General features: G+C 39.6%; 13 protein-coding genes. 10 read left to right on the top strand and 3 right to left on the bottom strand.

Going from position 1 to position 16769, the window contains the following annotated elements:
• Window positions 1-41: 41 nt before the first annotated feature.
• Together ACZ5L8_RS15585 and ACZ5L8_RS15590 are read right to left on the bottom strand one after the other, a co-directional pair.
• On the bottom strand, window positions 42-401 hold the full coding sequence (locus tag ACZ5L8_RS15585; protein WP_464438577.1) for a hypothetical protein: 360 nt from the start codon (window positions 399-401) through the stop codon (window positions 42-44).
• 69 nt (window positions 402-470) lie between these two features.
• A complete protein-coding gene (locus tag ACZ5L8_RS15590) occupies window positions 471-1304 on the bottom strand; it encodes a universal stress protein (protein ID WP_464438578.1) in 834 nt (277 codons plus the stop codon).
• A gap of 166 nt (window positions 1305-1470) precedes the next feature.
• Between ACZ5L8_RS15590 and rimP the strand changes: the two genes are divergently transcribed.
• Genes rimP through infB form a run of 3 tightly spaced genes read left to right on the top strand, consistent with a single transcriptional unit; the run spans window position 1471 to window position 6008 of the window.
• On the top strand, window positions 1471-1932 hold the full coding sequence (rimP, locus tag ACZ5L8_RS15595; RefSeq protein WP_462599731.1) for a ribosome assembly cofactor RimP: 462 nt from the start codon (window positions 1471-1473) through the stop codon (window positions 1930-1932).
• 11 nt (window positions 1933-1943) lie between these two features.
• Window positions 1944-3173 (top strand): transcription termination factor NusA, encoded by a 1230-nt coding sequence (nusA, locus tag ACZ5L8_RS15600; protein WP_462599730.1) that lies wholly within the window; start codon window positions 1944-1946, stop codon window positions 3171-3173.
• Window positions 3174-3230: 57 nt separating this feature from the next.
• Window positions 3231-6008, top strand: a complete 2778-nt coding sequence (gene infB, locus ACZ5L8_RS15605) for a translation initiation factor IF-2 (protein ID WP_464438579.1) — start codon at window positions 3231-3233, stop codon at window positions 6006-6008.
• Window positions 6009-6086: 78 nt separating this feature from the next.
• Here the strand turns inward: infB and ACZ5L8_RS15610 are convergent, their stop codons facing one another.
• The gene (locus ACZ5L8_RS15610) at window positions 6087-6467 is read right to left on the bottom strand and encodes an SPOR domain-containing protein (protein WP_462599728.1); all 381 of its coding nucleotides are present in this window, start codon (window positions 6465-6467) and stop codon (window positions 6087-6089) included.
• Between the two features lie 229 nt (window positions 6468-6696).
• On the opposite strand from ACZ5L8_RS15610, the gene ACZ5L8_RS15615 reads away from it, so the two are divergent.
• From ACZ5L8_RS15615 to ACZ5L8_RS15645, 7 genes are read left to right on the top strand one after another with little or no spacing between them, the layout of a single operon-like run.
• On the top strand, window positions 6697-8040 hold the full coding sequence (locus ACZ5L8_RS15615) for a c-type cytochrome (protein WP_464438580.1): 1344 nt from the start codon (window positions 6697-6699) through the stop codon (window positions 8038-8040).
• Window positions 8041-8099: 59 nt separating this feature from the next.
• Window positions 8100-11198 carry a TAT-variant-translocated molybdopterin oxidoreductase gene (locus ACZ5L8_RS15620; RefSeq protein WP_464438581.1) on the top strand — a complete coding sequence of 1033 codons (3099 nt, stop codon included), beginning with the start codon at window positions 8100-8102 and terminating at the stop codon, window positions 11196-11198.
• A 30-nt stretch (window positions 11199-11228) separates the two neighbouring features.
• A complete protein-coding gene (gene nrfD, locus ACZ5L8_RS15625; RefSeq protein WP_464438582.1) occupies window positions 11229-13034 on the top strand; it encodes an NrfD/PsrC family molybdoenzyme membrane anchor subunit in 1806 nt (601 codons plus the stop codon).
• A 4-nt stretch (window positions 13035-13038) separates the two neighbouring features.
• Window positions 13039-13578: a DUF3341 domain-containing protein gene (locus ACZ5L8_RS15630; protein WP_462599724.1), complete on the top strand. Its 540-nt coding sequence runs from the start codon at window positions 13039-13041 to the stop codon at window positions 13576-13578.
• The gene (locus tag ACZ5L8_RS15635) at window positions 13565-14269 is read left to right on the top strand and encodes a c-type cytochrome (protein WP_464438583.1); all 705 of its coding nucleotides are present in this window, start codon (window positions 13565-13567) and stop codon (window positions 14267-14269) included. Before ACZ5L8_RS15630 ends, ACZ5L8_RS15635 begins: the two co-directional genes overlap by 14 nt.
• 24 nt (window positions 14270-14293) lie before the next feature.
• Window positions 14294-15664: a quinol:cytochrome C oxidoreductase gene (locus ACZ5L8_RS15640; RefSeq protein ID WP_464438584.1), complete on the top strand. Its 1371-nt coding sequence runs from the start codon at window positions 14294-14296 to the stop codon at window positions 15662-15664.
• Window positions 15665-15691: 27 nt separating this feature from the next.
• Window positions 15692-16765, top strand: coding sequence for a cytochrome c oxidase subunit II (locus tag ACZ5L8_RS15645; RefSeq protein ID WP_464438585.1), 1074 nt, complete (start codon window positions 15692-15694; stop codon window positions 16763-16765).
• The last annotated feature ends 4 nt before the right edge of the window (window positions 16766-16769 follow it).

Genomic DNA, 16769 nt, shown 5'->3' on the forward strand with positions numbered 1-16769 from the left:
TTATTTGTAGCTGAGGTCAAAGTAAAATTTGACCTCTTTTTTTATGCGCTTTGTAAGTGAAATTGCTCTCCCTGAATGTGAGTAGCATAATACAGCAGCATCTTATCATAAAAACCCAAACTCACATCATCTTCCTTAATGCAAGAGATAAGAAAACTTTCAAGATTTTCTGGTTTGATCTCTATGTGCGCAGAATGTGATGAAGTTTCCACAGGCATGATCTCAATCTCTACACTTTTATCAGTTCGGTGATATTTTATTTGGCTGCAGCCAAAGTATCTCTTCAACAATGCAACATGAAAACTATCAAAAGCATTGATGTTACCTCGACCGTCGCAACTTTGTTTGATCAAACTGTGTACATTCTCTAAAATTTCTGAAGGTGCAAATCGTGTATTCATAGCAAAGCAATTTTTATGTTCACTAAGATAAATAGCACGTTTGTTAATAATTACCCAATTGTCAATACTTTAAATCTTAAAAGTCATCACCGGTCTCATCGCGTGATGCATTAAGTCTTCACTTATTGATCCATTAAAGAAATGCGCTAAGCCTTTGCGACCATGAGTTCCTGTCGCGATAAGATCTGCATTGATGAGTTTAGAATAATTGAGAATCCCGCGCTCAATGGTTTTGTCGCAAAAGATGGTAGGAGACGGTAACTCTTGGCCTATTTTTTCAGCCAGTGCATCGTATGCTTCCATGAGTTCTGTGGTGGTTTGAAATGACCCTGGCGTATTGATATAAAGTAAATGGAATTTTGAATTTTCTCTTTTGGCTATAGCCAAAGCGCTCTTTATAGGATTAATGTTATCATCCTGAAAGTCTGTTGCAAATACAAAGTTCGTGAGCTTAAATTTCTCATGATCTTTCTTAATGATAAGCACAGGGACGTTGCTGTTTCTTACAACCTTCTCTGTGTTAGAACCTACAAAAATGTTGTTGAGTCCGCTTTTACCGTGAGATCCCATCACAATAAGATCTGCATCGTATTTTTTTATGATGGCGTTGATATCATCAAAACCTTTATGAAATTCTGCTTTCTCTTTGATCTTTACATCTTTTAAAAAAGGAGAACTCATGAGCTTGTCAAATTCTTGATGAGCAAGTTTCATAAAGAAAATAGCTTCAGGAAATTGGTTGCCTACACCTTCATGCACGCCATCTGTAGAAACGCCTGGAAGCTCGATGAGGTGAAGTAAGGAGATCTCGGCATCGTAGCGCTTTGCTAATTTTGATGCAGCTTTTAAAGCAAAAAGCGAATCTTGAGAAAAATCTGTGGGAACAAGTATTTTTTTAACCATAGCAAAAAATTTTAAAAAGGGTTGAAGTGTAATGGACTTACTTAAAGTTACGCTTTTATTGCGGCATTTATACTCTTTTGAAAACCAATATTTATTATTATATTTGCACCTCAATATTGAAAAATCATTGAGGGGGCAGCAGCCCCCTCTTTTTATAGTTTAAGTTTTGAGAGAGAAGGTTGAGCAATTAATAAACGACGTTTTGGTAGAGAATCCATCGTTGTTTTTGATCGATCTGGAGATCAAGGGTAACAATGAGATCGTAGTGATTATTGATGGCGATGAGGGTGTTACAGTTTCAGATTGTGTTACGGTAAGTCGCGGTGTAGAGCATAACTTAGATCGTGAGGAAGAAGATTTTTCTTTAGAGGTTATGTCTGCAGGTGCCACTGCGCCGTTAGTGAACAAACGTCAATATAACAAGAATGAGGGGCGAGACCTTTTGGTGAAAACTAAAGAGGGAGAGAAATTTGAAGGTACGCTAGTTGAGATCAACGAGAGTGATATAAAACTTGCGTGGAAAACCAGAGAGCCTAAGCCCGTAGGAAAAGGTAAGCATACCGTGGAGAAAGAAGCGGTAATTGCCTATGATGATATTGAGGAAGCAAAAGTGAAAATAAAATTTTAACCATATAGATCATGGAGAATATAGCGTTAATCGAATCTTTTTCAGAATTCAAGGATGATAAGCTCATCGATAGGGTGACCTTGATGGCTATACTAGAAGAGGTTTTTCGTAGTACTTTGAAAAAGCGCTTTGGTAGCGATGATAACTTTGATATCATTATCAACCCAGATAAGGGTGACCTTGAGATCTGGAGAAACAGGATCGTTGTTGCAGATGGTGAAGTTGAGGATGATAACAGTGAGATCAGTCTTACTGCGGCACGTAGAATTGAGCCTGACTTTGAAGTGGGTGAAGATGTGTCTGAAGAAGTGAAGCTTATTGATCTAGGTAGACGTTCTATTTTGGCTTTGCGCCAAAATCTTATCAGCAAGATCCATGAGCATGATAATACAAACCTTTATAAGCAGTTTAAAGAGCTTGAAGGTGAGTTGTATAATGCAGAAGTACACCACATACGTCACCGCGCTATAATTTTGCTTGATGATGAAGGTAATGAGATCATCATGCCAAAGGATAAGCAAATACCTTCAGATTTCTTCCGTAAAGGAGAAAATGTAAGAGGTATTATTGAAAGCGTTGAGCTTAAAGGTAATAAGCCTGCGATCATTATGAGTCGTACTTCGCCTTTATTCCTAGAGAAACTTTTTGAATCAGAGATTCCTGAGGTTTTTGATGGATTGATCAACGTTAAGAAGGTTGTGCGTATTCCTGGAGAGAAAGCTAAAGTAGCGGTAGATAGCTATGATGATCGTATTGATCCAGTTGGAGCATGTGTAGGTATGAAGGGTTCTAGGATTCACGGTATCGTGAGAGAGCTTGGTAACGAGAATATTGATGTTATCAATTACACAACAAACCTGCAATTGTATATCACAAGAGCATTAAGTCCTGCAAAAATCACATCTATTAAAATAGATGAGGAAAATAAAACTGCAGAAGTTATGCTTAAGCCAGAAGAAGTTTCTAAGGCGATAGGTCGTGGTGGTCATAACATCAGACTTGCTGGTCAGCTTAGTGGTTATGAGATAGATGTATTCCGTGAAGGAGTTGAGGAAGACGTTGAGCTTAAAGAGTTTAGCGACGAGATAGAGCAGTGGGTTATTGATGAGTTCGCTAAAATTGGACTTGACACTGCAAAAAGTATTCTTGAGCAAGATGTTGCTGATCTTGTTAGAAGAACAGACCTGGAGGAGGAGACAATTGTTGATGTTAGAAACATCCTTAAAGCTGAGTTTGAATAAGCGTTAGGATTATACAGGTATTTTAGGTTAATTTTACAGCGAATTTTAAAGCATTTTATGGCAGAAGTAAAGAACATGAGATTGAATAAGGTATTGCGTGAGCTTAATATTTCACTAGATCGGGCCGTTGATTTCTTGAAAGAGAAAGGTCATGAGATAGAGGCACGCCCTACTGCAAAAATCTCTAATGAAATCTATGAAGTCCTCTCGGATGAATTCCAAACTGATGCCAGTAAGAAGGTAAAAAGCAAGGAAGTAGCTAAAGAGAAGGAGAAGGAGAAAGAAGCTTTAAGAATTGCGCGTGAAGAGGAGCAAGTTGAAAAGCGCAAGGAAGTAAAAGAGGTTAAAGAACAGCCTAAAGAGGAGAAAAAGGAAGAGACTGAAGCTCCTGCAGCTGATACGGTTAATAAGAAAGTCACTCTTGAGGGACTTAAAACCGTGGGTAAAATTGATCTTGATAAGAAGCCTGCTGCACCTAAGAAGGAGGAGCCTGTAAAGCAAGAGGAGCCTAAGCAAGAAGCTGTTAAAGAGGAAAAACCTGTTGCTAAGCAAGAGGAGCCTAAGCCAGAGCCTAAGAAGGAAGAAGTTCCTGCAAAAGCTAAGGAAGAGGTTAAGCCTGAGGTTAAAAAGCCACAGCCTAAACAAGAAGAAAAACCAGCTAAGAAAGAAGAGCCTAAGCTAGGTGATGATGTTATAAAGACAGATTACAAAAAGCTTGAAGGTCCTAACTTCACTGGTAAAAAGATTGATCTTTCTCAGTTTAAAAAACCTGAGAAGAAGAAAAAAGAAGCTGCGAAGAAGGAAGATCCTAATTCTAGAAAACGCAAGCGTAAACGTATAAGCAAAGGTCCAGCAACTGGTGGTAACAACCAGCGTGGTGGAGGAAATAATCAAAGAGGTAAACGTCGCAACGTTCCTAAAGAGGAGCCAAGCGAGGAAGAAGTACAAAAGCAAATCCGCGAGACGCTTGAGAAACTGCAAGGTAAATCAAGCAAAGGTAAAGGAGCTAAGTATCGTCGTGATAAGCGTGATCAGCACCGCCAGAAGTCTGAGGAAGAATTAGCACAGCAAGAAGCAGAAAGCAAAACATTGAAGGTTACAGAGTTTGTAACTGTCAGTGAAGTTGCGACTATGATGAATGTGCCGGTTACTCAGGTGATTTCTGCTTGTATGTCTCTTGGTATGATGGTAACGATGAACCAGCGTCTAGATGCTGAAACTCTTTCTATCGTTGCTGAAGAATTTGGTTATGAAGTAGACTTTGTTACTGCAGATCTTGAAGAAGCAGTAACTGTTGAAGAAGATAAAGAAGAAGATCTTGAGACTCGTGCTCCTATCGTAACTGTGATGGGTCACGTTGACCACGGTAAAACATCGCTGCTTGACTACATTCGTGAAGAGAATGTGATCGCTGGCGAGAGTGGAGGTATCACACAGCACATTGGTGCTTATGGGGTAACTCTAGGTAATGGTCAGAAGATCGCTTTCCTTGATACACCAGGTCACGAAGCCTTTACAGCGATGCGTGCTCGTGGTGCTCAGGTAACTGATATTGCGATTATTGTTGTGGCGGCAGATGATGATGTGATGCCACAAACTAAGGAGGCGATCTCTCACGCACAAGCGGCAGGAGTTCCTATTGTATTTGCGATTAACAAGATTGATAAGCCTACGGCTAATCCAGATAACATTAAGCAGCAATTAGCAAGTATGAATTTACTTGTTGAAGATTGGGGTGGTAAGATCCAGTCGCATGATATTTCTGCAAAAACTGGTCAAGGTGTAAAAGAATTACTTGAAAAAGTATTGCTTGAAGCTGAAATTCTTGAGCTTAAAGCAAACCCTAATAAACTTGCAAATGGTACTGTAGTTGAAGCTTTCCTTGATAAAGGGCGTGGATATGTTTCTACAATTCTTGTTGAAGGTGGTACTTTAAAGATCGGTGATTATGTGCTTGCAGGTACAAACAGTGGTAAGATCAAGGCGATGCACGATGAGCGTGGTAAGCCTATTAAAGCTGCTGGTCCATCAACTCCAGTTTCTATTCTGGGTCTTGATGGTGCGCCACAAGCAGGTGATAAGTTCTACGCTATGGAAGATGAGCGTGAAGCTAAAGATATCGCTTCAAAGCGTACACAGCTTCAGCGTGAGCAGTCTGTAAGAACACAACGTCACATTACGCTAGATGAGATTGGTCGTCGTATCGCTTTAGGTGAATTTAAGGAACTTAATATTATCCTTAAAGGTGACGTGGATGGTTCTGTAGAAGCGCTTACTGATAGCTTCCAGAAACTTTCAACTGAAGAGATAGCAGTTAATATCATTCACAAAGGTGTGGGTGCGATTACAGAGAGTGATGTTCTTTTGGCATCAGCCTCAGACGCGATTATTATAGGATTTAATGTAAGACCAGCGGGTAATGCTCGTATGGTAGCAGATAAGGAAGAGATTGACATCCGTACATACTCGATCATCTATGACGCCATAAATGATCTTAAAGATGCGATGGAGGGTATGCTTTCTCCTGAAATGAAGGAAGAGGTTACAGGTACTGCTGAGATCAGAGAGACATTTAAGATCTCTAAAGTGGGAACTATCGCAGGTTGTATGGTGATCTCTGGTAAGATCTTTAGAAACTCTGGTATACGTTTAATACGTGACGGTGTTGTGATCTATACTGGCGAGCTAGCTTCTCTTAAACGCTTTAAAGACGATGTTAAAGAGGTGAGCAAAGGTTATGACTGTGGTATACAGATCAAGAATTACAATGATATTTATGAGAATGACATCATTGAAGCTTATCAGGAAGTAGCTGTTAAGAAGAAGTTGAAATAAGACTTTTAATAAAGTTTAGATATAAAAAAAGCTTCCGCATTGCGGAAGCTTTTTTTGTTTTCGCTTTAAGCGAAATGATTATCCCTTAGGTTTAAGTACAAACGCGTCAGGAAATACTTTTTTAATGCGTAGCAAAGCTCTATCTGCCTCCAGGCGATTTCTAAAACTTCCTATCCATACTTTATAGTTATTTTCATAAACGATCGTTCCTTCCCAGTCAGTGATCTTAGACTTATATTCGTTTAAAACCTTATTTGCTTGATTAAGATTTTGGCCATAGCCCATTATTTGAACTTTATAGCGATCACCCAGTTCGTTATTCTTAGTCATTTGATTTTTAAGCTCTAACATCGCAGGTATGCGCTCATCTTGCACAACGTTGATTTGTGCTTGTTGGGCTTGCGCCAAAAAGAAAAAACTGCCAGAAAAAAACAGAAAAGAAAGGCATTTAAGTTTCATAAAAAATGAAAGTTTTTGAGTGTGAGTGTAAATGTAAAAGTAATAACTATAATGCGGGTAAAAATATTATTTAGAACTAATATAAATTATGTTTTAACGGATTGCTAACACTTCAAAATTCCACTTCTAAGTGTTACTTTTGCCATCAAATTTGCCGGCACCTACCATGCAATATGAAGTGTGAATTCTTTGCAGGGGTGGCGGAGTAAGATAGATAATCCACCAGATTATGAAACAGGTGAAAAACCTTAAATCAACTACTCGAATTGCATTTTTAGGACTGGCGTTCTGCCTGTCTTTTGTTAATTTAATCCAAGCTCAAAATGCTGAGGCTGCGGCGCAACAAGAAGTTGCTACTGCAGAGTCTGCTGCTGTAGGCGGTGCTGACGTTGCTGCGGGTGAAGCTTTGTTCAAAGCTAACTGTGCTGCATGTCACAAATTGTATGCGCGTGCTACTGGGCCTGCTCTTTATGATGTGACTAGTCGTCACGATAGACAATGGCTTTATAGCTGGATTCACAACAGTTCTGAGTTAATTAAATCTGGCGACGCAGAAGCTGTTGCTATTTTTGACGAGTTTAACGGTCAAGTGATGACTCCGTTCCCTCAGCTTAGTGAGGCGGATATTGATAACATCCTTGCGTACACAGATACTCCAAAACCTGTGCCAACAACTACAGTGGTTACTGAGGGTGGTGGTTCTGGATCTGGATCAGGTGTTTCATCAGATTTGATCTTAGGAGGTCTTATTCTTGTTTTCTTGATGCTGGTTACTGTTTTGTTCTTGGTTAACAAAACGCTTAGAAGATTTGCGGCTGAGCAAGGTGTTGAGCTTCCTGTAAAAGAAGAGCGCACTCCTATCTGGAGAGCTTTCATTCAAAATCAATTTTTAGTTCTTGTAACTGTGATCGTGTTGATGTTGGGTGGCGCTTACTTTGCTTATGGTTTCTTAATGCAAGTTGGTGTTGATCAAGGTTACGAGCCAATTCAGCCAATACACTATTCTCACAGAATTCACGCTGGTGATAACCAGATAGAGTGTAAATATTGTCACTCTTCTGCGCGTACTAGTAAAACTTCGGGTATTCCTACGCTTAACGTGTGTATGAATTGTCACAAGACAATTTCTGAAGTTGCTGATGCGTCAAATAAGTTTACTTCTGTAACTGAGGATTACTCTAAAGAGTTTTACGATAAAGAAATTCAGAAATTATATAACGCGGTTGGTTGGGATCCGGCTACTCAATCTTACACGGGTGAAACACATCCTGTAAAGTGGGTGAGAATTCACAACTTACCAGACTTCGTTTACTTTAACCACTCACAGCACGTTTCTGTAGCTGGTGTTCAATGTCAAACTTGTCACGGTCCTATTGAAGAGATGGAGATCGTTCATCAGGAATCACCACTTACAATGGGTTGGTGTATTAACTGTCATAGAGAGACAAACGTGAATATGCAGGGTAATGAATATTACGCTAAGATTCACGAAGAGCTAGCTAAGAAATACGAAGTAGAGCAGCTGACCATTGCGCAAATGGGAGGTATTGAGTGTGGTAAGTGTCACTATTAATAAAAAGTCGATCGGGCCTTGTAAAAGGTAGATTTTTAGAATAAACAAGAATAATATATATGTCATCAAGCAAGAAATACTGGAAGAGTGTTGAAGAGCTAAAGCAAGACAGTCCTATTGTTGCTAAGCTTAGAGACAACGAGTTTGTAGAAGACATTCCGGTGGATGAGTTTTTGGGCGATAAAGAAACGCTTCAAGATTCTTCTACTTCGCGACGCGATTTTCTTAAGTATGTTGGTTTCTCAACTGCGGCGGCAACACTTGCTGCTTGTGAGGGTCCTGTAGTTAATGCTATTCCTTATGTTGTTGCTCCAGAGCGTATGACAGTGGGTGTTGCAGACTACTATGCTACTACCATTGCAGATGGATTTGATTTTGCCAGCGTTCTTGTAAAAACGCGCGAAGGTCGTCCTATTAAAATAGAAAATAATAGACTGGCTGGTGCTGTAGGAAATGGTAATGCAAGAGTGCATGCTTCTGTGTTGTCTATGTATGACATTAAAAGACTTCAAGGTCCTAAAATAAGTGGTGAATCTGCTTCTTGGGATCAGCTTGATGAAGAAGTAGGTGCTGCGCTTAATGGTTTAGGAGGTAAGGAAATTGTTTTGCTTACTCAAACTTTTGCAAGTCCATCTACATCAAAATTAATTAGTGAGTTTAGTGCTGCTTATCCTAATGTGCGTCATGTAGTTTATGATGCTGTTAGCGAAAGCGCTGCGCTTGATGCTTATGAAAATAAATACGGTACAAGAGCTTTAGCTGATTATGATTTCGCTAAAGCGGAAGTAATTGTATCTGTTGCTGCTGATTTCTTAGGAGATTGGCAAGGTGGTGGTTTTGACAGTGGCTATGCAAAAGGTCGTGTGCCTCAAGATGGTAAAATGTCTCGCCACGTACACTTTGAATCAAATATGAGTCTTACTGGTGCTAATGCAGATAAGCGTGTGCCAATGACTCCAAGCGAGCAGAAGGAAACAGTTCGTGCTATCCATGCGATGATCGTAGGTGGTGGTTCTGCAAATCTTTCAGACGCTAAAAAAGAAGCTGTTGAAAAAGCTGCTGCTCAGTTGCGTAAAGCTGGTAGTAAAGGTGTGTTTGTAACTGGTCTTCAGGATGTGAATGCGCAAGTACTAGCTTTAGAGATCAATGAGCGTTTAGGTAGTGAAGTGGTTAATACCGCTGCGCCAAAACTTACTCGTCAGGGTAATGCTAAAGAGGTGCTTCAGCTTGTAGAAGATATGAAATCAGGTAGCGTGGGAGCGTTGCTTGTTGCTGGTGTTAACCCAGCGTATAGTTTGCCTAATGCAGAAGATTTTAAAGCTGCTTTAGGTAATGTTGATGTTACTGTAAACTTTGCGATGAAAGAAGATGAAACTGCATCGCTTTGTAAATATTTGGCTCCAGCCCCACATTACTTAGAGTCTTGGGGGGATGTTGAGATCAAGAAGGGTGAGATCTGCTTAACGCAGCCTACGATCAGACCTTTATTTGATACGCGTCAGTTTCAGGATACTTTATTAAAGTGGACTGGAAGTAGTCAATCGTACTACGAGTACTTAAAAGAAAACTGGAGTAATGCCTCAGTAAGCTGGAATCAAGCGTTGCATGATGGTGTTGTAAAAGGTGATGTTTCCGCTGTGGCGGAAATGAATATGGCAGAAAATGAAGTGCAGTCTAGTGTTACTTCATCTGAAGCTATCACTGCGGCTAGTGCAGCTGCTGCGTTAGCTAAAGAAGGAACTGCCTCTAAAAGTGGTTTTGAGCTTACGCTTTATACTAAAACTGCAATGGGTGATGGTTCTCAAGCTAACAACCCTTGGTTGCAGGAGCTTCCAGATCCTATTACAAGAACATCTTGGGATAACTACCTTACGATGTCTAAGGAAGATGCAGATCGTCTTGAAATAGAGAACACTCATGTTTCTAACGGAGCATTGAATGGTCATAAAGTAAACATTACTCTTGGTGATGTTACTATTCCTAATGTACCTGTGTTTATTCAGCCAGGTCAGGCGGTTGGTTCTGTAGGTCTTTCTTTAGGTTATGGAAGAACAGAAGCGGTTCAAGAAGAAATGCAGACTGGTGTTAATGCATTCCCGCTTTATAAAGACTTTAGTAATATTCAAACTGTACAGCTAGAAAAAGTTGCTGATTGGCATGAGTTTGCTTGTGTGCAGTTACAAAATACAATGGTAGGTCGTGGTGATGATATCATCAAAGAAACTACTCTTGAGATTTTTAATACAAAAGATAAGCATTACTGGAACCCAGTTCCAGAAACAGATTATAACCACGGTGAGATCGAGGTTAGAGAGCAAGATGCTGATATTTGGGAGCCGTTTGAGACTACCATAGGTCATCACTTTAATCTTTCGATAGATCTTAATGCGTGTACTGGTTGTGGTGCTTGTGTGATCGCGTGTCACGCAGAAAACAATGTTCCTGTTGTGGGTAAAGAAGAGGTGCGTAAGTTTAGAGATATGCACTGGTTGAGAATAGATCGCTATTACTCTTCTGGAGAGACTTTCAAGGAAGAAATAGAGAAGCTAGATAATCTACCTGCTTTTGATACTTATGATGCTGTAGAAACTGAGTCATTTGAGAATCCAGAAGTTGCTTTCCAGCCTGTGATGTGTCAGCACTGTAACCACGCTCCTTGTGAGACTGTATGTCCGGTTGCTGCAATTGGTCATGGTCGTCAAGGTCAAAACCAGATGACGTATAACCGTTGTGTAGGTACTCGTTACTGTGCAAACAACTGTCCTTATAAAGTGCGTCGTTTCAACTGGTTCCTCTATAGCGATAATGATGAGTTTGATTACAACATGAACAATGATCTAGGTCGTATGGTATTAAACCCAGACGTAGTTGTAAGATCACGTGGTGTGATGGAAAAATGTTCTATGTGTATCCAGATGACTCAGAAAACTATTCTTGATGCTAAGCGCGATGGTCGTGCGATCAAAGATGGTGAGTTTGCAACTGCATGTAGCAATGCTTGTGGAACTGGAGCGATCAAGTTTGGAGATATTAATGATAAGGAGAGCGAGATCTTAGCTCTTAAGAACGATAAGCGTAGCTATTACCTATTAGAAAGTGTGGGCGTGAAGCCAAATGTTGTTTACCAAACGAAGGTTAAGAACACACAGGAAGCGTAAATTTTTTTAAATAAATTATTACAAAATAGTATGTCGTCACATTACGAAGCACCCATTAGAGAGCCGTTAGTAGTAGGAGAGAAATCCTACCACGATATCAGTGTTGATGTTGGAGCTCCTGTTATGGGTAGGGCCAATAAATCTTGGTGGATTGTTTTCTCAATCTCATTGGTCGCATTTTTATGGGGACTAGGTTGCATTATATACACAGTTTCTACAGGTATTGGTGTATGGGGTCTTAACAAAACTGTTGGTTGGGCTTGGGATATTACCAACTTCGTTTGGTGGGTAGGTATCGGTCACGCCGGAACTCTGATCTCTGCGGTATTATTGCTTTTCCGTCAGAAGTGGCGTATGGCAATTAACCGTTCTGCGGAAGCGATGACGATCTTTGCGGTAGTGCAAGCAGGTTTGTTCCCTATTATTCACATGGGTCGTCCATGGTTGGGGTATTGGGTACTTCCTATTCCAAACCAATTTGGTTCGCTATGGGTTAACTTTAACTCTCCACTACTTTGGGACGTATTTGCGATCTCTACATATTTATCAGTATCACTTGTTTTCTGGTATACTGGTTTACTTCCAGATTTCGCGATGTTGCGTGATAGAGCTGTAAAGCCATTTCAACAAAAGATCTATGGTATCCTTAGTTTTGGATGGAGTGGTAGAGTAAAAGACTGGCAACGTTTTGAAGAGGTTTCTCTTGTTCTTGCAGGTCTTGCAACTCCACTTGTACTTTCGGTACACACGATCGTATCTTTTGACTTTGCAACGTCTGTTGTACCAGGATGGCACAGTACCATTTTCCCTCCATACTTCGTGGCGGGTGCGATCTTCTCAGGATTCGCTATGGTACAGACGCTATTGATAATAATGCGTAAGGTTTCAAACCTTGAGAACTACATCACTGTTCTTCATATTGAGTATATGAACAAGGTGATCTTGCTTACTGGTGGTATTGTGGGTGTAGCTTACATCACAGAATATTTCATCGGTTGGTATTCAGGTTTGTCTTATGAGAACTATACTTACCTTTCTTTTGGTGCTGCAACAGGACCATACTGGTGGGCTTTCTGGGCACTTATTATCTGTAACCTTGTTGTGCCACTTACACTTTGGGTAAAGAAATTTAGAAGAAACATTATCTGGACGTTTATAGTATCTATCATCATTAACATAGGTATGTGGTTTGAGCGTTTCGATATCATCGTATTGTGTTTGAGTAAGGATCGTCTTCCATCTTCATGGACAATGTTTGAGCCTTCTTTTATAGACATAGGTGTCTATATGGGTACAATAGGATTCTTCTTTGTATTGTTCCTTCTTTATGCTCGTACATTCCCAGTGATCGCTCAGGCAGAGGTTAAGACTATTCTTAAGTCTTCAGGAGAATACTACAAGAAACTAAGAGCAAAGCATGGAGATAATCACATAAGTCATGTGGATCTTGATCCATCGGCAGGAGAGCCTGCTGCAAACGTAGAAGGAGAATATTTTACTGATGAGTCAAAAGCTCCTGCTCACGAAGAAACTGTTCATGCTGAAGGTTTAGGTATTACCGAAACTCAGAAGGATGAAGTAGATGCTATGCTTGCAAGAATAGGTGTTTATGATCCTGCAACGCAAACGGCTGATGATCTTACAAAAATTAGTGGAGTAGGACCAGTGCTTCAACAGAAGCTTCATCAACTAGGTATCTATACTTTTGCTCAAGTGAGCAAAATGACAACAAAAGATTATGAGTTGCTTGATGAGATCATCGATGCATTCCCAGGAAGAGCAGAGAGAGATGATTGGGCAGGTCAAGCAGAACAACTTAGAACTAATAATAAGTAGTAGTATGGCATCTTCTAAAGTTATACATGCGATTTATACAGATGACGACATTTTAATGAATGCCGTTAAACAGGTGCGCGATAAAAAATATCACATCGGTGAAGTTTTTACTCCATTCCCGGTTCACGGGTTGGATAAAGCTTTAGGTGTAGCACCTACTAGAATAGCGATATGTGCATTTTTATTCGGTTTAACAGGTTTAACTGTTGCTGTATTGATGCTAAACTATATGATGATCGTAGACTGGCCTAGAAACATAGGGGGTAAGCCAAGTTTTTCTTTTCATCAAAATATGCCTGCATTTATACCTATCATGTTTGAATTAACGGTATTTTTTGCGGCTCACCTTATGGTTATTACATTCTATATGAGAAGTAAAATATGGCCATTTAAAAAAGCTGAAAACCCAGATCCAAGAACTACTGACGATCATTTCCTAATGGAGGTCGAAGTAGGTCATAATGATGATGTAGACGCAATGTCTAAATTCTTGTATGACACAGGAGCTGCAGAGTTAAGTTTAATCCATAATGAAGAACACTAGGAAAATGAAGTATTTGGTAAAAATAGCATTCTTGTTTGCCATTGCTGTAACTATGGTTTCATGTCATGATAAGAGGAAACCAAACTATCAGTACATGCCAAATATGTATGAGTCTGTACCATATGAGACTAACGGGCGTTACGATATATTTCCTGGAGAGATGGAGGCGATGCAACCTGCAGAGGGAACAGTAAAACGCGGTTGGATGCCATATGAGTATGAGAATTCTCAAGAGGGTTACGCTGCAGCGAAAGCTAATCTTACAAACCCACTTCCTTATACAGAAGATAACCTAAATGAAGGTAAGGCACTTTTCACAATTTATTGTGCAGTTTGCCACGGTGATAAAGGGGACGGTCAAGGTATTTTAGCTGAGCGCGAAAAGGTATTAGGTGTTCCTGCATACAATGACGCTGGTAGAGCAATTACTGAAGGTAGTGTGTATCATGTAACTTATTATGGAATTAATACCATGGGGTCTTATGCAACACAAACTACGGAAGAAGAGCTATGGTTAATAAACCATTATGTAATGAGTCTTAAAGACAAGTTAGATGGTAAACCAACACGTGAGTTTGATGCAGAAGTAACAGAAGTTGCTGATGACGCTCAAGGCGAAATGCACTCTGAAACAACAGCTGGTGAAGAACATCACATGAGTGCAACTGAAGAGGCACACACTGAAGAATAAATAAAGTCAGGATATTTTATAGTTATGTACACGTTTTCTAGCAAATTCAAACTGTTTTCCATAATACTAATGGTATTAGGCCTGGCTGGTTTGGCTTATGGTTTTTTAACTGCGCCTTCTACTACAGAAGAAGCAAAAGAATACCTAGCTGCTCATGAAAGTCACGGTGCTCACGCAGAGGCTGAAGAAGATCACGGTTCTACTTTTGTTGATGAAGTAAGAGGCGAAGAAGGTTATTCTGAAGCTGCAATGGCACATTCACAAGATCACGGTGAAGCTGGTTCTCACGGAGAAGAAGAACACCTTGAGCATGTTTTACATCAATTACAGGCTAAGCCATGGTCTGCAACTTTTGTTTCAGCTTTCTTCTTTATGATGATCGCACTAGGAGCATTGGTTTTTTATGCAATACAATATGTTTCATCTGCAGGATGGTCTCCTGTTCTATTTAGAGTAATAGAAGGAGTTACAGCATATTTATTGCCAGGTTCTATAATTGTACTTCTTATAGTACTTTTCGCGGGAACGCATTTCTACCCATGGCAAGATCACGCTCTTGTAGAGCATGATAAGATCCTACAAGATAAATCTGGGTATTTGAATTTTCCATTCTTTGTAATTAGAGCGCTTATATACGTTGCAGGGTGGAACTTCTACAGATATTATTCTAAGAAAAACTCTTTGCTTATTGAAGAGCAAAAGGGAAATATAACTCCGTTTAACAGAAACTTCAAGGCGTCAGTTTTCTTCCTTGTATTCTTCTTGTTAACTGAAGCAACAATGGCTTGGGACTGGTTCATGTCTATGACACCACACTGGTATAGTACATTGTTTGCATGGTATGTTTTTGCAACTATGTTTGTAAGTGCAATTACTGTTGTAGCCTTAGTTACTATATTCTTCAAGGCAAAAGGATTGTTGAGCTTCGTGAATGATAGCCACCTGCATGACCTTGCAAAATTCATGTTCGCTTTCAGTATTTTCTGGACTTACCTATGGTTTGCTCAATTCATGCTTATCTGGTATGCGAATATTCCTGAAGAAGTAACATATTTCATTCTACGTATTAAAGAGTACAACTTGTTATTCTTTGGTATGCTTGTGTTGAACTTTGTATTCCCTATTCTAGTACTTATGAATAGCGACTTCAAGCGTGTGCCATGGTTTGTGGTGATAGCTGGATGTCTTGTGTTAGTTGGGCATTATATAGATGTATTCTTATTGATCATGCCATCTACCGTAGGACCTAACTGGTCGTTTGGTGTAACAGAGATCGCAGGTATATTCTTCTTCCTAGGTTTATTCATATTTGTTGTAGGAAGTGGATTTAGCGGAGTTTCTTTAAGACCTAAAGGAAACCCATTCATACATGAGAGTGAGAATTATCATTATTAATAGAGAAAGAAAAGAAAGAAGATAAAGATGACCGTTTTTTTAGTACTTATCGTAATTATTCTTTTTGCTGTTGCAGTCTTGCAAATGAGCAAGATCTACAAGTTATCTAAGGGTAATACAACAGTAGACGATGGTGAAGTTGCCACCGGGAAGGATAACCGCATCAATGCAAAATTGTTTTTGATGTTTATGATCTTCCTTTACTTTTTAATGATCTATTGTTTCTGGCATTATTCTAAATTCTATTTGCCTGAAGCTTCATCAGCTCACGGTGGGAAGTATGACACATTGATGTTTGTTTCTATTGGGTTGATCATGCTTGTACAAGTGATCACTCAGTTCTTACTTCACTATTTTGCTTACAAGTACAACGGGCAAGAAGGTAAAAGAGCTTTGTTCTATGCAGATAATGATAAGCTTGAATTTATTTGGACTATTATTCCTGTAATCGTTCTAGCTGGTTTGATCATTTATGGTTTATTCACTTGGTCAGATATCATGAACTTTGAGGAGAATGAAGATGCTCTAGTAGTAGAACTTTATGCTCAGCGTTTCAACTGGAAGGCTAGATATGCAGGTGATGACAATACTTTAGGAAACGCTAATGTTAGATTCATTGAAGGTGCTAACATAGTAGGTATAGATGCTTCTGATGATGATGCAAAAGATGATATCGTTACTCAAGAACTACACTTGCCAGTAGGTCGTCAGGTGATCTTTAAATTAAGATCTCAAGACGTACTTCACTCAGCGTATATGCCTCACTTTAGAGCGCAAATGAACGTTGTGCCTGGTATGATCACACAATTCTCGTTTACTCCTACTGTTACTACAGCAGAGATCAGAGAAACGGATTACATGAAGGATAAGATGAGAACTATCCAAGAGATCCGTAAAGAAAAAAGTAAAGAACTTGTTGCAGCTGGAGATGTTGCTCTAGATGATTATGATGAGTTTGACTATTATCTTTTATGTAATAAGATTTGTGGTGCGAGTCACTACAATATGCAGATGAAGATCGTAGTAGAGACTGAAGAGGAGTTTAACGAATGGCTGGCTAGCCAGCAGACTTTTGGCGCAAGCTTGGAAGCTGATCAATAAAAAA

This window comes from Leeuwenhoekiella obamensis, assembly GCF_055391795.1.